The sequence below is a fragment of the Shewanella sp. UCD-KL21 genome, assembly GCF_001957135.1.
Taxonomy (GTDB): domain Bacteria; phylum Pseudomonadota; class Gammaproteobacteria; order Enterobacterales; family Shewanellaceae; genus Shewanella.
The window spans coordinates 73,316-95,878 of sequence record NZ_MPHK01000004.1 but is presented as its reverse complement, the minus strand read 5'-3'; the positions used below and the strand labels follow the sequence as shown (position 1 = coordinate 95,878).

Below are 22,563 nucleotides of genomic sequence, written 5' to 3'. Positions count from 1 at the left end.
TGAGTAGCCAAGTTTAGCAACATTGCACTCTTTTACATATTGGCCAACTAAGCTGTGGTTATTGTTTCGTGATCGCTATAAATGGGCTGGAACAAGCAATAAACCAAGCTTGCCAGTCTAATCAAAATAGCAAAAAGCGAGTGCCACGCAATAGCACTCGCATTGATAATGTTACTAGATAAAAAATTAGACGGCTTTTTGCTTATAGCGCTTAATTTTTACCACAATGTAAGTAAGTAAAATTGAGCCGGCAATTAACCCAACAGAGAACACCACGTTTTGCAGCGCCATAGGGTTAATGACCAACATGCTGCCTAAGCCTAGCATCATGATCCCAGACATTAATTTAAGTACTTCACCTTCTTTTTCGGTGAGCTTACGTTTACCTAATGTGGCAGCAAAAACGATGACAATTGTCGCTAATGGAATGATATAGATAAGGTTATAAGCGATGAGGTATAAATAGCGCTGCACGGTATCTACCCCTGAAATTGATAACACTGAGGTGTAAATCATCGGGAAACCCGCGGTGCAGAGTAGCTCGTAAGCATTGGCCATAATCGCCAGTAATGCCGAACCCAAAATTAAGCTTGGTAAAGAGCTGGCTTTAGATAATTTGCCCATGCGTTTGATTAAGCTGCCACGGTTTTCAACTGACATAGACAAACTGACATCGCCTTTACCAAAGAAGAAATCTTTAATATTGACGATAGCCGCCACCAGTGCGATAACTCCTGCGCCAGTAATTATCCAACCGCCATCACCACCGCCAAGTAACTGGAATAAGTTGAGCCACGCGCTCATAAAGATAAAGTAAATAAAGCCTGAGAAAAACACAAAGATACCGCCCACTAATAACATGCGGCCGCGACTACCGGCATTCACCATAATGCTAAGCAAAAATAGTAAGACGAAAAATGCGCAGGGGTTAAAGGCATCGACGCCAGCGAGGACTAAGGTCAACACCGGAAGTGACATTTGCTCTGGTTGTACTGCACCAATTAATGGAATATCTACGGGCTGGATATGTGGCGTTGAATCAAGTTTTGCTTGTTCGCCAGTAGTCGTACTAAAGTTCATCCCACAAGTGCCGGGGTTATTTGGATTTGAATCATCAGCACAGGTTTCAAAAAGCGGACTATTAGCAGCGGTTTTATCGGTATAGAAATCTGCCATTAAGTCTTTGGTTGGCAAGCTGCCTGCATTTCGTTGATAACAAGCCTCTAGGCGCTGCAGAATATAGCGTCCGGTGACATCATGGCTGTTGTAGCCAGCAATGGCTTCACCACAGACGGCGAAATAAGGCACTGACTTGGGTTCAACCCCAGTTAATTCGCCCACGGCCATGAGTTTGTCGACACTACCGGGCTCGCTGATAAGGTAATCTTGTAAATGAATCCAACTGTAGCGCTCAGCTAAGGCATCTATAAAAGGGTGAGCCTCCTTACAATGTGGGCAGGTCGAAGACCAAAAAAAGTGTAAGTTAATCTCGGGGCCCGCTTGGGTTTGATTAACCCAAATATTGGCATTGGGTTCGTGCGGGCTGGGTGTCACGTTACTTTGTGCAAAACCACAGACAGAAAATAATAAACTACCAATAAAAATGATATTGCTGACAACTTTGTTCATCCATAACCTCAATTCAATCATTTACCGCATTTAGTCACTCATAACATGTACGCGCAGCAGTCACTCATAACTTTAGTCTGCCACTCATAGCAGCTATCATTTTTCACATGCGCTTAAATTATCTCTGATAAGTCGCGCTCGCTATAAAGCTAATGTCTCATAATGTTAACTACTTAGCGCTAACTTTGATGTTACAAGTGTAACTTTGTTCATTATGAAAATGATCAAACCTTTAATACGTGAGCTTGCTCCCATTCTCTGCATCGAGGTCGTGATTATGGGCAATTTTATTGAATAACAAGATGTGTATTGATTAGAAAATGGTCTTTACATTTTTTTACTGAGCCAACACCCTCATTGACATTGCATTCGCTAAACTTATTTCATTCCTACGAAACAAGATGTAGGTGACCCCAGTTCCCGTTATCAGTGCGATGTTCATTTTCATGCTGACAACGCAAACGATTTTGAGCCTAAGGTGAGTTTTTGATTGGTTACATTTAATGGATTAAATGGTTAACCGTCGGTCTTAGCGGGTTCAATAACTTGAGATAAAAGGTGAGATTATGAAAACACGATTAAAGATGAAAAGCAGCGTTTTAGCTCTAGTAGCATCATCAGCATTATTAGCTGGTCAACTTTATGCCGCAGAGCCTGCAGATACCTCAGTTAAAACTGAGCAAACCCAAAAAGGTGAACGTGCTCACGGCGGCAAGCATCACGGTAAAAGCATGCATAAAGGCGTACGTAAAATGCTACGTTCTTTAGACCTTACCGAAGCGCAAAAGACTGACGTTAAAGCGATTATGGCTAAGTACAAAGCTGAAAAAGGCGAGCGTCCTTCAGCAGAACAGCGCAGTGCACATAAAGCAGACATGTTAGCGTTAATTACTGATGCCAACTTTAATGAGTCTCAAGCTGAGCAAATCATTGCTGCTAAGCAGGCGAAGCAAACACAACAAATGATGAATTTCTTCAAAATGCAAAATGAAATCTATCAAATTTTGACAGAAGAGCAGCAACAGAAATTTGAATCACGCTTTACCAAGGTAAAAGGTAAAGGTTCTCGTTAATTAAACCAAGACTCCGCTATAATAGAGATTAACTAAATGGCTTAATTACTAGTGTTTTCTCTATTATGACTGCAGAATCTGAATACGATTTTTGGGTAAAACTTGCCAGCCGAGCCGCGGTGGCAACAGCGTTAATCCTGATCGTGATAAAACTACTCGCTTGGCTCTATTCAGGGTCGGCGAGTATGTTAGCTTCCCTTACTGACTCCTTTGCTGATGCCTTAGCATCCATTGTGAATTTCATCGCTATTCGCTATGCCATTTTACCCGCTGATGACGACCATCGATATGGTCATGGTAAAGCCGAACCTCTCGCATCACTTGCCCAATCAGCTTTCATCTTAGGCTCAGCATTTTTGTTGATGTTTTATGGTGGTGAACGGTTAATTAATCCGGTAGAAGTGACCCATGCAGGCCTTGGGGTGATTGTCTCCATTATTGCCTTGGTCATGACTTTTGCCTTGGTGATACTGCAGAAAAAAGCCTTAGCCAAGACCAACAGCACCATAGTCGAAGCGGATTCATTGCATTATAAGTCTGATTTATTTTTAAACGGCGCAGTATTGTTGGCACTGGTATTAGCACAATATGGCTGGTGGTGGGCTGATGGCTTGTTTGCGGTTTTGATTGCCTTATACATTGGTCATCAAGCGTTTGATTTAGCGTATCGCTCGGTTCAGTCGTTATTGGATCGGGAGCTGGATGAGGACACTCGGGCGCAGATTGTTGCCATTGCCACCGCAGATCCGCGAGTAAATGGCATTCATGATTTACGGACGCGTCAGGCCGGTAAAACCACCTTCATTCAATTTCATATTGAATTAAATGGGCAGCTGTTATTACTTGAAGCCCACGAAATTACCGACGGTACTGAAAACCGCTTACGGGCAGAGTTTGAAGATGCCGAAGTGATTATTCACCAAGACCCGATTTAATGGCTGATGACATAAATTGCAGTTGATAATACTGTTGCTATCAAGGGCAATATTAGCCAAATAACAAGCCTTAACTGCAATGCAGTTAAGGCTTTTTTACATCATAATCCAGCGATGTGCGAAAGGTCGAAATAATGCTTAAGGTTAATATTAGCTTGATGCTAACTCGGTTAAAGCGTTTACGGCTTGCTGGACAATGGCTTCAATAGAATTATCGATATTGACTGTGATCACTCCAGGCTCATTGCTTGGATCTTCTAAGATGGCAAATTGGCTATCAAGCATGTCAGCTTTCATAAAATGGCCATTACGGGCTTGAATTCTTTGTAAAATGAGTTGGTAACTGCCTTCAAGATACAGAAAAACCACATGATTATTGCCTTCGCGTATTTGCTGGCGATAGCTTTGTTTTAATGCTGAACAGACAATCACAGCGGTTTCATTTTTTTGTTCAATGCTAAATGCTGCATCCCTTATGCGCTCAAGCCAAGGGGCGCGGTCAGCATCATTGAGCGCTTCGCCCTTGGCCATTTTGATGATATTGGCTTTAGGGTGCAGATCATCACCGTCAATAAACTTAGCCTTGATAACATCAGCTAAGCGGGCAGCAATGCTACTCTTTCCGCTGGCGCATACGCCCATGACAATAATGCTTTTTGCGGCCATTTTCAGTCCTTGCAGTTATGTTAAGCGATATACTTATACTTATACTTATTCTTACACTTAGCGGCGTTACAGCTCATGTGTTGGTGGTAATTAAGAGTTATTACTCGCTCCATATTTGAAGCTCTGATTAATGCTTATACTCTAAATTAATAATGCAGATACCTTAAGTTAATAGTGCTTAAACTAAAAAACTAAATCAATATCGTCATAAAAAAGGAGTCATTTCATTATCGAAATAGGACTCCTTTTAGGCCGAAATAAGCAGGACTTTAATCCATTTCAAGTTCTTTTAGTTTGCGGGTTAAGGTGTTACGTCCCCAACCTAAACGCTTAGCGGCTTCTTGTTTATGGCCTTGAGTATGCTTGAGCGCGGTTTCTAGTAAAATACGCTCAAAGGCAGGTTGTACTTTAGTTAATAAATCACTTTCACCGGCAGAGAGCTTTTCATCAATCCATTGGGTCAGCGCCATTTGCCAATCAGAAACACCATTAACACGCTCGCTGGCACTGATGGGATCTTTTAGCAGCTCAGGCGGTAAATCCTGAGGCAGGATTTCTTGCCCCGATGCCATCACAGTTAACCAGCGGCAGGTATTTTCAAGCTGACGCACATTACCCGGCCACGGCAGTTGCTCAAGTTTTTTAGCGGTTTCTTTAGTGAGGATTTTCGGCTCAACGCCGATCTCTTTGGCAGCAGTGGCGAGGAAATGGCTTGCTAACTGAGTAATATCTTCACGGCGTTGAGAAAGCGGTGGTAAATGTACTCTTATAACATTGAGACGGTGAAATAAATCTTCACGGAAATCGCCTTTTTGCACCAGTAACTCTAAGTCTTGGTGGGTTGCAGCAATAATACGTACATCAACTTGCACCGCAATGTGACCGCCAACCCGATAAAATTGTCCATCAGCCAAAACCCGCAACAGACGGGTTTGCACATCTAATGGCATATCACCAATTTCATCTAAGAATAAAGTCCCGCCATTGGCTTGCTCAAAGCGCCCTTGACGCACATTAGCTGCACCAGTAAAGGCGCCTTTTTCATGGCCAAATAACTCAGACTCAATCAAATCTTTTGGAATAGCCGCCATGTTAAGGGCAATAAAGGGGCTTTCTTTACGGGGGCTGTGTTTATGCAGAGCCCCAGCAACTAACTCTTTACCGGTACCTGACTGGCCGTTAATAAGTACGCTAATTGATGAGCGAGATAAACGGCCAATGGCGCGAAACACCTCCTGCATTGACGGTGCTTCACCAATAATTTCTGGTGTTTTAAGCTTTTCAGGCTCAGCTGCAGGCGGCGGTACTTGCTCGGTGGCATGGGTCAGGGCGCGCTCTACCAGTGCAATGGCTTCATCAATATCAAAAGGCTTTGGCAAATATTCAAAAGCCCCTGCTTGATAGGCACTGACGGCACTATCCAGATCTGAGTGAGCCGTCATGATGATCACCGGAATATGCGGATAGTGCATCTGCAAGCGATCAAGCAAGGTTAAGCCATCGGTACCCGGCATACGGATATCAGAGACGATGACAATAGGCTGAGATATTTCTAAGGCTTGCCATAACGACTCTGCAGCGGCAAAACTTGCCGTTGTCAGTTTAGCTCCCGCTAAGGCTCTTTCTAAAACCCAGCGAATCGAGCTGTCGTCATCAAGGATCCAAACTTGTTCGCTTATGTTCATATCACTTCCTCTTAAGCCATCATTGGCAAATTATTGTAATGGCAAAATAATCGTAAATTCTGTTTGTCCCGGTGCCGATATACAATCAATCCGACCTCCATGTAATCGTGCAATATTATGGGCGATGGATAATCCTAATCCTGAGCCCTCCTCACGGCCGGTGACCATGGGATAAAACAAGGTATCTAATAGCTCTGCAGGGATCCCAGGACCGTTATCGATAATCGACAGTGCCAGTACCAGCTTAAAGCGCTTAGTGCCTATGGTGACTTGATGCTGGGTGCGAGTGCGGATGAGTATTTCTCCGCCATCAGGATCTAATGCTTGCGCGGCATTTTGCACCACATTGAGCACTGCTTGCTGTAATTGATCAGCATCCATGTCCATATCGGGGATGGAAGGGTCATAATCTCGCTCCAAGCGGATATTGCTTGGTAGGGTTAGCTCGACTAAGCGCAGCACTTTTTGGACTATTTGATGAATATTGTGGGTTTCATGTTGAGTCGGGCGCTGAGGTCCCAATAATTTATCAACTAGATTTCGTAGTCTATCGGCTTGCTCAATAATCAGATCGGTAAATTCTTTAAGGCTTGGGTCTTCTAGCTCCCGAGATAATAGTTGCGCCGCGCCTCTTAAGCCACCTAATGGGTTTTTAATTTCATGGGCGAGGTTACGCACTAAAAATTGTGCCGCCTGTTGCTGCGCATCTAAATTAAGTTGTTGATGAATACGATGTTGTTGATCTACTTGACGTAGTTCTAGCAGGCTGATGTTGTCTTCACTTTCCATCGGTATCAGGGTGATATCGATGATGTGGTGCACGCCATCAAGGGTAATCAATGCCGCTGTGTTGACGGTGATCCCTTGATTTGCGTTAACCGAGTCTTGGAGTAGCTCGGCTTCAACGCCCATGAACTGATATAGCTCAGGTAAACGCTGCTCTAGTAATTTATTGCTGCCAATACCAAGAAGTTGTTCAGCTGCAGCATTGGCATAACGCGGCCGTAATTCGTTATCGATAACGAATACAGCGGTAACCAAATGATTCAGCAGATTGTTCATGTCCATCAAGTGTCCTGCAAAGTAGAGTTGCACTACTATGTTGCACCAAAATGGTGCGATGCGCAACTTGTTCTACACGGGCAACTTGTTAAAACAATCTCTAATTTATAATATTTATCTTTTTGATATATATCACTTTTTACTTGGCAAAGGTTGAGGCTTTGCGATTGAGAAAACAGATGCTTGGTGTAGAAATATCTTTCTTGGAGAACTTGATGCAAGGACTTTGCCGTTTTGGGTCAAAACTTTAACCACGAGATTATGTTCACCGCGATTCACTTCGGTGACATTAAAAATACTGCTTGATTGCGGCTGACCATAAAGTAAGTCGTCGATATACAGCGCCATTAAAAAGCCACTGGGTAATTCTGGTGCAGCACTGGCAACCACAGTAAAGTTGCCATTGTTATTGCGAATGGTTTGTTCTTGGGTCGGATTAACAATACGTACCCGATACTCAACTGGTTTAGCTTCTTTTGGGCTGCTGTCTGTTTCTATGACGCTGGGCGCAGCAACACTGTTTTGGGTATTTTCACTCAACTCTACTTGTTCAGCATTTTCTCGTGGTTGGTCGCTGTAATGTACATTTCCTTGTTCATCAACCCAGCGATACACGGTGGCATGACCGATAGAAAAGATAACACTGCATAGAATAAGAGTAATTAATAAGGTTAAACGCATTTGGGATTCCTTCGCCTTCAGCTTTAAACCTTTCAATATTAGCCTCTTTTACATTAAAGATCAGTATTAACTGCTGATTAACATAGGCTAATTAATTGTACTGGCAGCAATATTCGCTAATTTCATGGGTACGGATTTTAAATGTGACCTTTGGTGCTAGGGTAAAGCGTTGCCCAGTAGTCACTGTTTGCCATTCGGTGTTGTTAGGTAATAGCACTTCAAATGAACCTGAAGTCACATTCATGATTTCAGCGACGGCAGTGTCAAAGCTGTATTCGCCTGGCAATACTACTCCGAGAGTCTGCTGGCTTTCATCCGTAAAATGAATGGTACGACTGATGACTTTACCTTCAAAATAAACATTGGCTTGCTTGGCTACGTTAACGTGATTAATGACGGTCATATTTTTCTCTGCTGATTAATTATTGAGAGAAAATATATAGTCGATTTAAGTGACTTAAAAGTGAAATTAAGTCATGTGCTGTTTTGCGGCTAAGTATATTTAGCCAATAAAAAACCCGCCATAAGCGGGTTTTTGGTTCTCAAAATTTGAGATAGTTAACTAATCAAAACGATTACTTAGCGCTACGGTTATGACGCTTACGCTCGTTTTCAGTTAAGTAACGCTTACGAACACGGATGTTCTCAGGAGTTACTTCTACTAATTCGTCATCATCGATGAACTCAAGCGCTTGCTCAAGGGTCATTTCGATATGCGGAGTTAACACTTGTGCTTCATCAGTACCTGATGCGCGCATGTTTGTAAGTTGCTTACCTTTCAAACAGTTAACTGTTAAGTCGTTTGCACGAGCGTGTAAACCAACAACTTGACCTTCATATACTTCAGCAGCATGGCCGATGAATAGACGACCACGTTCTTGTAAACCGAACAATGCGAACGTCAGTGCTTTACCAGTAGCGTTTGAAATCAATACACCACGAGCACGTTGACCAATGTCACCGCCTTTCACTGGACCGTAATGGTCGAATGAATGGTAGATAAGACCAGTACCAGAAGTCGCTGTCATGAATTCAGTTTGGAAACCGATTAAGCCACGGCTAGGAATGATAAAGTCGATACGTACACGACCTTTACCGTCTAACTGCATGTCTTTCATGTCGCCTTTACGTGTACCTAATTTTTCAATTACAGCACCTTGATGTTCTTCTTCAACATCAACGGTTAAGGTTTCAAATGGCTCGCACATTTCACCGTCAATTTCTTTAACGATTACTTCTGGACGTGATACCGCTAGCTCGTAACCTTCACGACGCATGTTTTCAATTAGGATACCTAAGTGTAATTCACCACGGCCTGAAACACGGAAACGATCTGGAGATTCAGTTTCTTCAACACGTAATGCAACGTTATGAATTAGCTCTTGCTCTAAACGCTCAAGGATATTACGTGAAGTAACATACTTACCTTCTTTACCAGCAAACGGAGAAGTGTTTACTTGGAAAGTCATGGTTAGTGTTGGTTCGTCAACAGAAAGTGCTGGCAAGGCTTCAACAGCACCTGGAGCACAAATAGTGTCAGAAATTTTTAGCTCACCAAGACCGGTAATTGCAACGATGTCGCCAGCGTTAGCTTCAGCAACTTCGTGACGGTCAAGACCCATGTAACCTAATACTTGGCCAACTTTACCGTTACGTGTCTTACCGTCTGCACCAACAATAGTGACTTGTTGGTTAGGCTTAACGCTACCACGTTTAACACGACCAATACCGATAACACCTACATATGAGTTGTAATCGATTTGAGAAATTTGCATTTGACATTCACCTTCAGCATCAGCATCAGGGAAAGAAACCTTTTCAACAATTGCTTGGAATAAAGGAGTCATGTCTTCGCTAGTTTCGTCTGGATCAAGGGTCGCGAAACCATTTAATGCAGAAGCATAAACGATAGGGAAATCTAACTGTTCGTCAGTTGCACCTAAGTTGTCGAATAAATCGAATACTTGGTCAATAACCCAATCAGGACGAGCGCCTGGACGGTCAATCTTGTTGATTACAACAATTGGCTTAAGGCCTTGAGCAAACGCTTTTTTAGTTACGAAGCGAGTTTGTGGCATTGGGCCATCAACTGCATCAACTAAAAGTAATACTGAATCTACCATAGATAGAACACGTTCAACTTCACCACCGAAATCGGCGTGACCAGGAGTGTCTACGATATTAATACGGTAGTCGTTCCATTTGATGGCGGTATTTTTAGCCAAAATGGTGATACCACGTTCTTTTTCAAGATCGTTAGAATCCATTACACGTTCTGCGGCTTCGCCTCGACTTTCAAGGGTGCCTGACTGTGCCAAAAGCTTGTCTACCAAGGTCGTTTTGCCATGGTCGACGTGAGCAATAATGGCGATGTTACGTAAATTCTCTAACACGGATAAAACCTCTATACCATCAAACAAATAAATAGGAGTTTATAGCGGCATTAAGTTTAGCCACCATAAAAAAGCGTGCCATTCTACTCCACGAGACGCTTTGCGGATAGGATTATTTTTGTACACTTTGTGATTAGCTAAAAAATAACCATCAATTTTGGCATTTATAGCATCATATAATAGTAACGATTCAGAAATGTGACAAACAATCAGCGCGGTGTTTTTAGTCACGCACCAAAATAGCATTTGAACCATAATGGTGCGCACGCTTGCTCTAAAATGGTGCAAAATTGTGTTTTCGATAATTGGCTATTAAGTCAAATATATAAAAATCATATACTTATTCAATTGGCATGGTAATAGCTTTAAGATTGTCAATTATGTGATATTTCGACACATACGCGTCTTTAATGTCGTAGTATAGTGGTGAACTTGAATTATAAAAGGGAATACCCTTACTCTACCGGAGGCTTAAGAATGTCAGCTGAATCTGTTTTAACGCAACTTAAAGAATTGGAAGTTAAGTTTGTTGATTTACGCTTTACCGATACCAGAGGTAAAGAACAACACGTTTCTATCCCATCTCATCAGGTTGATGAAGATTTTTTTGAAGACGGCAAAATGTTCGATGGTTCGTCTATTACGGGTTGGAAAGGCATTAACGAATCTGACATGGTACTTATGCCAGATGCAAGCACGTTTGTTCTTGACCCTTTCACAGAAGAAACAACTGCGCTAATCCGTTGTGACATCTTAGAGCCAGGCACAATGACAGGTTACAACCGTGACCCACGTTCGATTGCTAAAAAAGCTGAAGAATATTTAACGTCTACAGGTATTGCTGACACAGTATTAATTGGTCCAGAGCCAGAGTTTTTCTTATTTGACGATGTTAAGTTTGGTGCTGACATGTCAGGTTGTTTTGCTAAAGTTGATGCAAAAGAAGCGGCATGGAACTCAGGTACTGGTTATGAAGATGGTAACACTGGTCACCGTCCATTCGTTAAAGGCGGTTACTTCCCAGTAGCACCCGTTGATTCATCACAAGACTTACGTAGTGCTATGTGTTTAGTACTTGAAGAAATGGGTCAAGTTGTTGAAGCGCATCACCATGAAGTTGCTACAGCCGGTCAAAACGAAATCGCGACACGCTTTAACACATTGACTGCTAAAGCTGATGAAGTTCAAATCCTTAAGTATGTTGTGCACAACATGGCACACGCATACGGTAAAACAGCAACATTTATGCCTAAGCCAGTAATGGGCGATAACGGTAGTGGTATGCACGTTCACCAATCTTTAGCTAAAGATGGCGTTAACTTATTCGCAGGCGACAAGTACGCTGGTTTAAGTGAAACAGCTCTTTACTACATTGGTGGTATCATCAAGCATGCTAAAGCGTTGAATGCATTTACTAACCCAAGCACAAACTCTTACAAGCGTCTTGTGCCACATTTTGAAGCGCCAGTCATGCTTGCTTACTCTGCACGTAACCGTAGTGCTTCTATCCGTATCCCAGTGGTACCAAGTCCTAAAGGTCGTCGTATTGAAACTCGCTTCCCTGATCCACATGCAAACCCATACTTAGGTTTTGCTGCGCTATTAATGGCAGGTCTAGACGGTATCCAAAACAAGATTCACCCAGGTGAAGCTATGGATAAAGATTTATACGACTTACCAGCAGAAGAAGCAGCTGAGATCCCACAAGTGGCAACGTCACTAGAAGATGCACTTGCAAGCTTAGATGCGGACCGTGAGTTCTTAGTTAAAGGTGAAGTATTCACTAATGACTTTATCGATTCATACATTGCTATCAAGCAAGGTGAAGCAGAGCGTGTTGCACGTACTACTCACCCAGTTGAATTCGAACTTTACTATTCACTATAAGACGTCTTTATAGACCGCTTTTATAGTAGTAAATAATAGTTAGTAAAAAGCCCTTACTGGTTTCAGTAAGGGCTTTTTTGATCTTTGCATATTCATAAAATGGCAGGGTGGACGGATATTTAGCAAAGTGGCTGTTTGATTTTTATACAATCTATTTTACAAATTCAATGTGTTTGTCGGTATATTAAATGAACAAATAGATGCTGACTTGTTAATCATGACCAAATTGGCAATAAATGGATTTTACTACATATACTTAAATACACGCTTTTAATTATTAGTCGCGCATGATTAATAGCAAATGATTGCAAAATAAGGACTCATGATGATAACCAATATCAAACGTCGCTGGCTGCAAGTGTTCACTGTATGGATGGCATTGTTGCTATTACCCTTTTCGGCAGTAGCAATTGAATGGCCGCAAGATGTTGACACTAAGCTGGGCACCTTAGTGGTTTATCAGCCGCAGCCAGAATCGTTAGATGGCAATATCCTGATGAGCCGCGCTGCGATGTCATTTGAGGTGGAAGATCAAGATGATCCCGTTTTTGGTGCCTTTTGGTTTAGTGCCAGAGTTGATACCGATGACGATGTCGCATTGGTGCGTAATATTGAAGTGACCGAAGTGCGCTGGCCATCATCCACTGCCGAAGACCAGCAAACGTTCACCGATACTGTCTCAGAAACGTTAGCCACTACTAGCTTCGAAATTTCCATGGAGCGTTTATCAGCCAGCCTCGAAAATGCTGAGCAGGTAAAACGCAGCTTAGATAATATTAACAACGATGCGCCAGACATAGTCTTCAGTAATAACTTGAGCGTGTTGCTGTCCTATGATGGTGAGCCACAATTTAGTGATATTGAAAATAGTCCCTATGAGCGAGTGTTAAATACCCCTTTTGCCGTTGCCCGTAATACGCAAACGAACAAGCTGTATTTAAGCAGTGGTACCTTTTGGTATGTGGCAGATGATCCTATGGGGCCGTGGCAAGTGACCTTATATCCGCCAGAAGATTTGGCGCAAATGGTTAACACTGACGATGAAGCGGCTAAAAGCACCGCCAATGCGCCGCAGATCATTACCACTAATGAACCGACTGAATTAGTGGCCACTGATGGCTCACCCAATTGGCAAAGTCTGATTGATGGTAAGTTACTTTATGTCACCAATACCGAAACCCCATGGGTAAGAGAGACCTCCTCTGGCGATATGTATGTACTCTTATCAGGGCGTTGGTTTAAATCTAAAAAGCAGGCCGGACCTTGGCAGTTTGTTAGGGCAGACAAATTGCCTGAAAGTTTTAACGATATCCCTCCCGAATCTGACATTGGTGGCTTAAGGGTCTCAGTTGCAGGCACTGATGAAGCTAATCAAGCAGTGCTAGATGCGCAAATCCCCCAAACAGCGGCGATTAAGCGTGATGAAGCCACACTGGAGGTTGAATATGATGGTGAGCCTAAATTTGAAGCAGTAACAGGGACCTCAGTTTCCTATGCCGTCAATACTGCCACGCAAGTACTACTGATTAATAAAGCCTATTACGCAGTCGATAATGGAGTGTGGTTTACTTCGAATACCGCCAAAGGCCCGTGGATTGTTGCTGATAATATTCCCGATGAAGAAATTGCCAAGATACCCGCAAGTTCGCCGGTTTATAACACCACTTACGTGCAGGTTTATGATTCAACCCCTGAAGTGGTTTACGTAGGTTATACGCCGGGTTATATGTGGTCATACCCTTATTATGGGGTGCCAATTTACGGCACGGGTTGGTACTACCCACCGTATCGAGGCCGTTATTATTATCCACGTCCACCTACGTGGGGATTACATGTTGGTTATAATCCGTGGACAGGTTGGAATGTTGGGGTGAGCTGGAGTAACGGCTTTTTCAATGCTGGTGTGGTGTGGGGAGGCGGTTATGGTTATCGTCGCCCATGCTGTGGTGGCTATTATGGCGGTGGCTATAGACGCCCTGTGGTGATCAATACCGGTCGTATCAATATTGGTAACAGTATCAGTGTCGGTAATCGCACTAAAATGCATAATCATATGCGTTCGAACAAATTAGCTAATAATCGTGCTAGACCCAATAACCTTTACCATCGCGAGGCGAATCGTAAACGCTTAGCCAGCCCAAGTGTCGCCAATAAGCATTTTAATAAAGCGAAGGTAAATAAAAAGCGCACTAATGATGTGTTTGCCGATAAGCACGGTAATGTTGCCCGTGATAATAAAGGCAAGTGGGAAAATCGTAGCGATGGCAAGTGGAATAATGTGCCATCAAAAGCTCAAGGGTCTAAACCTAGCAATGTAAATAAACCGTCAAAGGGCAATAATAGTAGTTTTCCTTCGACACGGCCATCTAGCGCTACTCGTCCGGCGAGTAATACCCATCCCGCCAATAATACTCGTCCTGTCACAAGTACGCGGCCATCAACCTCGATTCAACCGAGTCGAAATCAAACTAGCCACAGCCAACCGAGCCGTAATCAGTCGAGTAATATGAGTCACTCAATTAATCGCACGCGCTCGAGTAGCATAGATCATCAAAGTCTGAATCGTTCTCGACAAGCGCGTCAGTCTGGAATGGCCAGAGAAGGGCGAAGCAGAGCAAGATAACCGCTATCGCAATTGAGCCAAAGCCCGCAGTCGCGGGCTTTGCTTGGGCACATCAGTTCAGAGTCAAGTTTACAGCAGATAAGTTACTCGTCATCAATGCGCTGCAGTAAACCCTGCTCTCACTGTAATAGCTTCTCGGCTATGATTAAAAATCAGCATATGCTCACTAGATGTTAATTATTGGAACCTAACCATGTGGAATGCCCTTAGCGCGTATCGCTCATCGATTATTTTACTCGCAGCCCTAATGCTAGGCGGCATGTTGGGCTTAGTTGCCCCTGAGCTTGCCATTAAACTTAAACCCATAGGGCAAATATTTCTTAACTTGTTGTTTATGATTATTGTGCCTTTGGTGGCCGTCAGCGTGATGTCATCCATTGCAAAAATGACCGATTTAAAAAAGCTTGGCTCCATACTTGCCACTATTATGGGCGTGTCCATTATCATGGCGACGCTCCCCGCTGTGGGCATTATCTTATTAGCACTGGCATTTGACCCTGCCCAAGGAGTCACTCTTGATTTAGCTAATACCGTTGAAACCACAGGCAGTATGGATTTTGTGAGCTTATTAACCACTAATGACTTTGTGGGTTTACTGTCAAAATCTAATATTTTAGCGCTAATCATCATGTCGGTGATCAGCGGAATAGCGATTGGCCAATCAGGTGAAGACGGCCTTAAAGTCTCGGCTTTGCTGGATAGTGTGAATATCGTGATCATGAAAATCATTGCTATTTTAATGTACATAGCGCCAATTGGCTTAGGGGCTTATTTTGCCGCGACGATGGCCAGCCAAGATGCCGAGTTAATGGGCACATTTGCCCGAGCTATTGCAGTATTTTTAGTGGCAACCTTTTTATATTTAACCTTAGGTTCAACGCTATATGCTTGGATTGGAGGCGGAGCCAAAGGAGTAAAAACTTTTTGGCAGCATATGTTAGCACCTGCTGTAACCGCACTCGGTACTAGTTCTTCTTTGGCCACCTTGCCAGTTAATATCCGCACAGCAAGTAAAATGGGTTTAAATGAGCAAATAGCAGAGATCAGCTTGCCGCTATTAGTGAATTTAAATAAAGGCGGCGCAGCGATGATAACCGCGCTCAAAATCGTGTTTATCTATTCATTACTTGGGCTCGACTTTAGCGCTGACGTGTTTATGTTGACCATTTTGATTTCGGTGCTGTCAGCATTTGTGATTGGCGGTGTGCCGGGCGGGGCATTTTTAGGGGAAATCTTTATTGTGACCACCTTAGGCTTACCTGTAGAAGTGATCCCAATTTTAGTGGTGTTAGGGGCTATTACAGATGCCGCATCGACCGTGATCAATGTGGTACATGATTTAACTGCCACTCAAATTATTGAGCGGATTAATGGTAAGCATTATAGAAATTAAGCATCAAAGCTCAACTGTAGAGCTAAGTAAATAGATTTTAGTGATTAGATAATAAAGAGACCTTTAGCTCATGAGGATGTAAAGGTCTCTTTATTAAATTAACACTTTAACCCTTTTCCATGGCTTCAATAAATTTATTTGATTCCGCAATGGATTTGTTCATTTCGCTGATCAAGCTAGTAATATCTGATTGCAGGCTTTCAAACTCACCTTTAATCGCGCCGATGGCCTGCGCATTAAGGTTATGTTTTAAATACAACATATTGTCTTTCATTGCCGTCAGAATAGGAGGCATTTTAGCTTCGGCGCGGCGCATGCCTTTGACCAATGAATCGTAAGAGCGCTGGGTTTCATTCAATTTAGAGGTGCTATTACGGCGTAGACTCGCTTTGCTGATCTCTTGAATTTCAGTTTGCCACTCTTCAAATAAAGCTTCAGCTACATCTTCAACTTTATCGATGCGATCGCCCACTTCATCTGCGGCTGACTGCGCTGAATCATATTCATCTTTAGCTTTGTTATAAGCATCTTCAAGATCGCCACCATCAAAGGCAAGTAACGCCTGCATTTCTTCTAACGCAGAACTAAATTGCTCTTGGGCTTCTTCTTGGGACTCTTTTGCTTCCTGCACGCGATCAACCATGATGTCACGCTTGTGGTAGCCGACCTTTTCCATGGCGCCATAATAAGCGCTTTGACAACCGCTAAGCAGTAAGCTGCTACTCAGTAATGCCAAGGATATCCATTTCTTCATTGTTTACTCTCTTATCGTATTATCGAATTAGTCGGCGGTAAATGTGGCAGCATCAATAATGCTCCAAAGGTGAAGTATGGCACCAATAATGGCTGGGATAATTAATACCCAGAAGAAGTAACATACTGCTGTAAGACAGAAAAATAGAATTGCAGCTATAATACGACCTTGAACCAGTTGACCTAAACCTGGGAAAAAGAAACTGGCGATGGCGGCAATCACATTACCTGCAGAACCTTGTTGAGACATTAAATCGCTCCCTTGGAGTGTAACTATCGTGTTATAACATTGTACGAACTAAAACGCAGAATTGAAAATAAAATAATCAAGAGAATATTGTGACAAATAAGATAGATGTAGCCTATATCCAACGAGTTTTTATTAGCATTTGGCAATTTATACTTCACCTTAAGCAGCGCTTGGTAGAAGATCAAATCAATGTCAAAGCCGGTCACTTAGCCTATGTGACACTATTATCACTAGTGCCAATGGTGGCGGTGACCATGTCGATGCTGTCGGCGTTTCCAGTATTTAAAGGTATTCGCGGTAAAATTGAGAGTTTTATTTACGACAACTTTTTGCCTGCAGCTGGCGATACCGTGCAGGTTTATATCAATGAATTTGTTGAAAATGCCTCAAAGGGCACCTTTGTCGGGGTGATTGCGTTAGTGGTGGTGGCCTTGATGCTGATTTCTGCCATCGATAAAGCGCTGAATAATATTTGGCGAACCACTGAAAGCCGCTCTTATATGGTGTCTTTTTCTATGTATTGGATGGTACTTACATTAGGGCCAGTATTGATTGGTGCCAGCTTAGTGGCAACCTCTTATGTGGTGTCATTAACGGTATTTGATAATAGTGAAATATCAGGCTTAATGACTTGGCTGGTTGAGCGGTTGCCGATGTTGTTTTCAGTGGCCTCAATTTTACTGCTGTATATGGTGGTGCCCAATAAAAAAGTCCACTTTTTACATGCCTTATTAGGCGCTGTGGTAGCGGCTATGCTATTTGAAGCGGGTAAAAAAGGCTTTGCCTTTTATGTGACTCAGTTTCCCAGTTACGAGGCCATCTATGGCGCGCTAGCCACCATCCCGATTTTGTTTGTGTGGATTTATGTGTCGTGGATAATTGTTTTATTAGGCGCTGAAATAACGGCCGCGATGCCTGAGTACCTCGATACCGGGATTTTTTCTGCTTCAGAAGATAATGAAAAGTAACCCAAGCATGATAAAGACACCGACTGGGCTTAGTACTTGAGCCTGCCATGAGTGTTATCTTGCCATGCTTTACCGCGAGCAAAGATAACTTAACAAGGAACGAAAATGAAAAAATTGATACTTGCAGCATGCGTAATAGGGTTATCTGCCTGTGCAGCTACCGAAAATGCCACTGAAGCAGCCGTTGTTTCTGCTGCTCCTAAGGTTATTAACATGGCTAATATGACCGATGAGCAAGCCGCTGACGAATTATATAAAGCACTGCTAAACGCCAGTTACTTAGCCACTAAGCTCAGCCCAAATAGTGTGGCGGTGCAATTTGGTGACACTCAGTTTGTGTTACAACCTAGCATGAGCAAGCAAGGGGTCGATCGTATTCTTACCAATCGTTTGTTTGCGGTGCATCCGCAATTACATGGCAGTAAAGAGCTATTGTTGTTAATTGGCTCACTAAACCAAAAGCTTAATTTTGCTAAGTTCGTCATTCGCGACAATGGCGCGGTGATCCAAGTACAGGGCGCTGCGACATTTGTTGATTCCATTGAACTGGAAGAATTACGCCGCTTTATGTTGTGGACTGACGAAGGCCTTAATCAAGTGGGTAAATCCTTACCCAAAGGATCTGAACATTTAATTAAACCGATCCCAGTGATGAAACAAGATATCGCCGGTTAAGGTTATTGTTGGTGTCGGTAAATCCGCAAGTAAGCGCATAAATTTTCACGTAAGTATTAGGAAGTAACATTGATTGGCTTAATCCAAAGGGTGACACGTGCCAGTGTCACCATCGACTCTGAGCAGGGTCAAGAAGTCACCGGGAGTATCAATACAGGTTTATTAGTACTGCTTGGGGTGGAACGTGACGATGACATTGAGAAAATGCAAAAGCTGGCCAAAAAAGTCATCGGCTATCGTGTGTTTAGTGATGAAAACGGCAAGATGAATTTAAATCTGCAACAAGCTGGTGGTGAGTTACTGGTAGTGTCACAGTTTACCTTAGCCGCTGATACTGGCCGAGGGCTACGGCCAAGTTTTTCTAGCGCTGCGACTCCAGATCAAGCCAATGAGCTATATGAAGCTTTTGTGGCCTATTGCCGTGAGCTAGGCGTGACAACTGCTACAGGCTCTTTCGGTGCAAACATGAAGGTAGAGTTAGTCAATGATGGCCCTGTGACCTTTAATTTACAGGTTTAAAGGAGCACATTATGGCGGCTGAAGAGCAACTTATTGAACTGCAAAACACTTGGTATCAAACCATTCCTGTAAGTGAGTTTATGCAGGTGCAGCCGCTGAGTTTTAAAGAGCTAAGTTTTCAGCAACAAATACTCACAGTTACCGCGCCGATTAAACCCAATATTAACCTTCATCACACCATGTTTGCTGGCAGTATTTATACCTTGGCGACCCTAACGGGCTGGGGAATGGTGTGGTTACAGCAAAAGTTGCAAGGTTTTAGTGGTGATATCGTATTAGCGGATGCACAAATCCGCTATCGCGCGCCCATTACCGAGGCGCCTATCGCCAGTGTTATTTGGCCAGATGTTTCGTTAGCAAGCCTTGCTGATGGCGGTAAGGTAAAAGTAAAACTTGAGGTACAACTGCATTGTAAAGATACCCTTTGTGCCAGCTTTACTGGACTGTACTTTAGCATCGCTAAGTGAACTTGATTTAAGCTCCTATTCTCAAACCATGGTAGAACAGGGAGCGTTACTGCTACAAGTTTGTTGATATCTAGGCTTACTATTCAGTATACCTTTAAATAATCCATAACTATTTGTGCTACGAGTTACAGTTGCTTTGAATCATATTGCACCAGAGTCCCATAAGCTCGCTTTTGGCTGAGAAATTTCAATCAATATATCCAAGTGCATATGGTTAAAATTGTATAGTATGATTAAAAATACATATAAAAAAATCAATTAAAATAATATGCCCTTAACTGCAAAATATTTAGTTCATTTAGAACAAGCGAGTGCACTTTTACATCGACAACAATATCTTGAAGCTGAAAAAGTGTTAGAACCTTTGCTATTGCAACAAGTCCCAGAAGCTTTACTTATGAACGTTGATATACTGATTGCTAGAAAGCCTTCTCTTGGATTAGATTACGTATTTGAACTAGCCGAAAAAGATATCCCAGGGGCACATTATAAAGCGGCATTTTTGCTTTATTTTCACCCTCAAGTTGATGTGGCTTTCCAGCCTTATTTATATGCTGCATATTTGAAGGGTGATGCAAATGCCGTTGTAGCTGCGGTAAATTTATATTATCAGCAGGGTAACTTGGCTAAAGCTCAAAGCATTATTTATCATTTTCAGCATCTTGAGTCAGTATCAGCTATTTCTAGTGTGTTAGATTTTGGGGCAGTGGATAAAGCGATAACAACGAAAGACTTTGATGATATAAAAATGCCTGATTTATCTAGCTTATCTTATCAATTAATTGCCCAAGAAATTAACTTGTATACAGTGGATAATTTCATCAATGACTTTGAGTGTCATTGGCTTAGATGGCATGCAGAGAAAAATATTAAACGCTCTACGGTTGTCGATGGTGTAACGGGTAAAAATGAGATTAGTAAGGCTCGTACTGGATCTGTTGCACAATTGATACCTTCAATAAATGATTGGGTATTGTTGAACATTGAAATGAAAATAGCAGCTTATTTTAATCTCGCTATTGAAAACGGCGAATTAAGCAATGTTTTGCACTATTCACCAACAGAAGAATATAAAGCGCACTATGACTTTTTTCACCCTAAAGATTCTGGTTCTGCTGTTGCTTTAAGAGATGGTGGCCAGAGGTTCAAGACGGTATTAATATATTTAAATGACGTTAAAAGTGGGGGGGAGACCTGTTTCCCTAGATTATCTAAATCAATCAAGCCCAAATGTAAGCAGCTGCTTATTTTTAATAACACGGATAATAATTTTGCACCTTTACCCTTATCTTTACACCAAGGAATGCCAGTGATAGAGGGAGAGAAGTGGCTTTTCTCAAAGTGGATTAGAGAAAAGCCGACAACTTATAAAAACGTGCTGAACGCTATAAGTTTTTTATAGAGCAATTTAATTATCCCACTGCTTAAAAATTAATGAGGTGTTGATACCGCCAAAGGCAAAGTTATTACTCATAACGTAATGTGTGTCGATATGGCGAATATCACCTTTAATATAATCTAATGGTGCCGTTTGTTATATTGGCTGGATTGATTGCTGCCTTTGAGAGAGAGCGATTCAGAGGCGCACTTATCCCCGCCGCTCCAACTTTCTTTATCTTGAAAGTCTTGCGACCAAGCGCCCCATGAAAGAATATCAAATACTAATTGCACTGCATTGCCTCTGATATGCTGCAGCCATCCCTAGCTGAGTGAATAAATTTTTTTTAGATTATTATTAAATTCGGCCTGATTGTACCGTGATTATATGAAAAAAATGAAGTATTTAAGTCCGCAAAAATAAAAAATAGCGACATAAATGTCGCTATTAAAATGTTTAAAGCTCTTCGGGTAACACGAGCATCAACAAAGCAGAAAAATGGCCTGTTCAATAATCAGCTATCAAAAACTGGATCTGGTTATTACTCAGTCTGAATTCAGTTAGCCATTTGTTGTTGCAGTTTTCTGATCGCGGTTTTAATTTTGCGGCTATTGTCTGGGCCCATGCGCACCATAAACTTTTGTACATTGGGTAATGCTTCAAGCTTTGGATCGACAAATTGATAGTTAACGCTGATAGAGCTTAATTCAATCGGGTCTTCAATAATCGGCGCTGATAAAATCATCTCAAAAGCTTGCTGCATACGGTCGTCAAATGACATGTCGCTATAACCTAGCTCTGCAAAGGCTTCATCAAATATTGGCATGAGTTCTTTATAGGTGTTGATCAACTGCTCGTCATTCATATCTGACATCATGTTGGCGTAAAGGTCATAACGATGGTAACTGTCAGGGTTTAAATAGGTTTTATTGGTGATTTCACTTACGGTGAATTTATCTTTTGGGCCTTTCAATGGGCTGGCTTTGCGGATCACTTCACCTTGGGCCATATTATCGACAAACACCACAAACTGGCGGGCAATGTCTTTTTTAACAAGTAGTGGCTCGATTTTCATCCCATCAGCCATATCAACGGTTTTCTGAGCGACAAAGTCGTCACTTTCAGTCAGTGCAGGTAAGGGCTCTACTACCACTTCAGGCTCTGGAGTTTCAATGATAGTGGGCTCGATAACTTCCACTATCACTTCTTCAATAGGTTCTTGCTCAATAGGTTGTTCAGGTACAGGCTCTGGTAGTTGCACAGGTATTGGCATTTCGACTTCGGGCGCTTTATCGGCCGAGAAGTAGAAATAGCCTGCCCCAGCCAGTAAAACCGCAATGGTGATACCAATAACACCCGCGTTACTACCACTGGCGCGACTTGAGTGCGGAGTGGCTCTATCATTTTGATTGACTTGCATGTCTATTCCTTAGCTTTAAACGTCGAAAGGGGAACCAATACCATTGAATTTATTACACATACTGTTCAAGCACGGTTAAGCCTAAACCTTATTTGCATTCTGCAAT

20 protein-coding genes and 1 pseudogene are annotated in these 22,563 nt (G+C 42.4%); 10 read left to right on the top strand and 11 right to left on the bottom strand.

Annotated elements, in window-relative coordinates:
• Positions 1 to 186 precede the first annotated feature (186 nt).
• Entirely contained in the window at positions 187 to 1,629 is a 1,443-nt protein-coding gene (locus tag BM739_RS05275) for a cytochrome C biosynthesis protein (protein WP_076538134.1), read from the bottom strand.
• A 566-nt stretch (positions 1,630 to 2,195) separates the two neighbouring features.
• On the opposite strand from BM739_RS05275, the gene BM739_RS05270 reads away from it, so the two are divergent.
• Positions 2,196 to 2,702 (top strand): Spy/CpxP family protein refolding chaperone, encoded by a 507-nt coding sequence (locus BM739_RS05270; RefSeq protein ID WP_076538132.1) that lies wholly within the window; start codon positions 2,196 to 2,198, stop codon positions 2,700 to 2,702.
• Positions 2,703 to 2,767: 65 nt separating this feature from the next.
• Positions 2,768 to 3,637, top strand: coding sequence for a cation diffusion facilitator family transporter (locus BM739_RS05265; RefSeq protein WP_076538129.1), 870 nt, complete (start codon positions 2,768 to 2,770; stop codon positions 3,635 to 3,637).
• A gap of 150 nt (positions 3,638 to 3,787) precedes the next feature.
• Here BM739_RS05265 and BM739_RS05260 read toward each other — a convergent pair whose 3' ends face one another.
• The 6 genes from BM739_RS05260 to typA all read right to left on the bottom strand — a co-directional run bounded on the left by BM739_RS05260 (position 3,788) and on the right by typA (position 10,124).
• Positions 3,788 to 4,303 (bottom strand): gluconokinase, encoded by a 516-nt coding sequence (locus BM739_RS05260; RefSeq protein WP_076538127.1) that lies wholly within the window; start codon positions 4,301 to 4,303, stop codon positions 3,788 to 3,790.
• Between the two features lie 269 nt (positions 4,304 to 4,572).
• A complete protein-coding gene (gene glnG / locus BM739_RS05255) occupies positions 4,573 to 5,988 on the bottom strand; it encodes a nitrogen regulation protein NR(I) (protein WP_076538125.1) in 1,416 nt (471 codons plus the stop codon).
• 30 nt (positions 5,989 to 6,018) lie between these two features.
• Positions 6,019 to 7,056 (bottom strand): nitrogen regulation protein NR(II), encoded by a 1,038-nt coding sequence (gene glnL / locus BM739_RS05250; protein WP_076538123.1) that lies wholly within the window; start codon positions 7,054 to 7,056, stop codon positions 6,019 to 6,021.
• Positions 7,057 to 7,182: 126 nt separating this feature from the next.
• Positions 7,183 to 7,731, bottom strand: coding sequence for a DUF4124 domain-containing protein (locus BM739_RS05245; RefSeq protein ID WP_076538121.1), 549 nt, complete (start codon positions 7,729 to 7,731; stop codon positions 7,183 to 7,185).
• Between the two features lie 91 nt (positions 7,732 to 7,822).
• Positions 7,823 to 8,134 carry a pyrimidine/purine nucleoside phosphorylase gene (locus BM739_RS05240; RefSeq protein WP_076538119.1) on the bottom strand — a complete coding sequence of 104 codons (312 nt, stop codon included), beginning with the start codon at positions 8,132 to 8,134 and terminating at the stop codon, positions 7,823 to 7,825.
• A gap of 172 nt (positions 8,135 to 8,306) precedes the next feature.
• Positions 8,307 to 10,124, bottom strand: a complete 1,818-nt coding sequence (typA, locus tag BM739_RS05235) for a translational GTPase TypA (RefSeq protein WP_076538117.1) — start codon at positions 10,122 to 10,124, stop codon at positions 8,307 to 8,309.
• Between the two features lie 477 nt (positions 10,125 to 10,601).
• Between typA and glnA the strand changes: the two genes are divergently transcribed.
• The 3 genes from glnA (at position 10,602) to BM739_RS05215 (ending at position 16,027) form a co-directional block, all read left to right on the top strand.
• The gene (gene glnA / locus BM739_RS05225; protein ID WP_076538111.1) at positions 10,602 to 12,011 is read left to right on the top strand and encodes a glutamate--ammonia ligase; all 1,410 of its coding nucleotides are present in this window, start codon (positions 10,602 to 10,604) and stop codon (positions 12,009 to 12,011) included.
• Between the two features lie 322 nt (positions 12,012 to 12,333).
• Positions 12,334 to 14,634, top strand: coding sequence for a carbohydrate-binding family V/XII (locus tag BM739_RS05220; RefSeq protein ID WP_175609488.1), 2,301 nt, complete (start codon positions 12,334 to 12,336; stop codon positions 14,632 to 14,634).
• A 193-nt stretch (positions 14,635 to 14,827) separates the two neighbouring features.
• Positions 14,828 to 16,027: a dicarboxylate/amino acid:cation symporter gene (locus tag BM739_RS05215; protein ID WP_076538107.1), complete on the top strand. Its 1,200-nt coding sequence runs from the start codon at positions 14,828 to 14,830 to the stop codon at positions 16,025 to 16,027.
• Positions 16,028 to 16,133: 106 nt separating this feature from the next.
• Here BM739_RS05215 and BM739_RS05210 read toward each other — a convergent pair whose 3' ends face one another.
• Positions 16,134 to 16,781, bottom strand: a complete 648-nt coding sequence (locus tag BM739_RS05210) for a DUF2959 domain-containing protein (RefSeq protein ID WP_076538105.1) — start codon at positions 16,779 to 16,781, stop codon at positions 16,134 to 16,136.
• A gap of 27 nt (positions 16,782 to 16,808) precedes the next feature.
• Positions 16,809 to 17,030, bottom strand: a complete 222-nt coding sequence (locus BM739_RS05205; RefSeq protein WP_076538103.1) for a hypothetical protein — start codon at positions 17,028 to 17,030, stop codon at positions 16,809 to 16,811.
• 89 nt (positions 17,031 to 17,119) lie between these two features.
• Between BM739_RS05205 and BM739_RS05200 the strand changes: the two genes are divergently transcribed.
• The 5 genes from BM739_RS05200 to BM739_RS05180 all read left to right on the top strand — a co-directional run bounded on the left by BM739_RS05200 (position 17,120) and on the right by BM739_RS05180 (position 21,061).
• Entirely contained in the window at positions 17,120 to 17,998 is an 879-nt protein-coding gene (locus tag BM739_RS05200; RefSeq protein ID WP_076538101.1) for a virulence factor BrkB family protein, read from the top strand.
• 105 nt (positions 17,999 to 18,103) lie between these two features.
• Positions 18,104 to 18,673: a hypothetical protein gene (locus BM739_RS05195; RefSeq protein WP_076538099.1), complete on the top strand. Its 570-nt coding sequence runs from the start codon at positions 18,104 to 18,106 to the stop codon at positions 18,671 to 18,673.
• Between the two features lie 69 nt (positions 18,674 to 18,742).
• Positions 18,743 to 19,192 carry a D-aminoacyl-tRNA deacylase gene (gene dtd, locus BM739_RS05190; protein WP_076538097.1) on the top strand — a complete coding sequence of 150 codons (450 nt, stop codon included), beginning with the start codon at positions 18,743 to 18,745 and terminating at the stop codon, positions 19,190 to 19,192.
• A gap of 11 nt (positions 19,193 to 19,203) precedes the next feature.
• Complete coding sequence (locus BM739_RS05185) at positions 19,204 to 19,659, top strand: thioesterase domain-containing protein (protein WP_076538095.1); 456 nt, start codon at positions 19,204 to 19,206, stop codon at positions 19,657 to 19,659.
• A 268-nt stretch (positions 19,660 to 19,927) separates the two neighbouring features.
• Positions 19,928 to 21,061, top strand: coding sequence for a 2OG-Fe(II) oxygenase (locus BM739_RS05180; RefSeq protein ID WP_076538093.1), 1,134 nt, complete (start codon positions 19,928 to 19,930; stop codon positions 21,059 to 21,061).
• Between the two features lie 6 nt (positions 21,062 to 21,067).
• Here BM739_RS05180 and BM739_RS20690 read toward each other — a convergent pair.
• A pseudogene (locus tag BM739_RS20690) lies at positions 21,068 to 21,214 on the bottom strand (beta-ketoacyl-ACP synthase); the annotation flags it as partial.
• Between the two features lie 379 nt (positions 21,215 to 21,593).
• Entirely contained in the window at positions 21,594 to 22,457 is an 864-nt protein-coding gene (locus BM739_RS05175; RefSeq protein ID WP_076538091.1) for a DUF3014 domain-containing protein, read from the bottom strand.
• Positions 22,458 to 22,563: the final 106 nt, after the last annotated feature.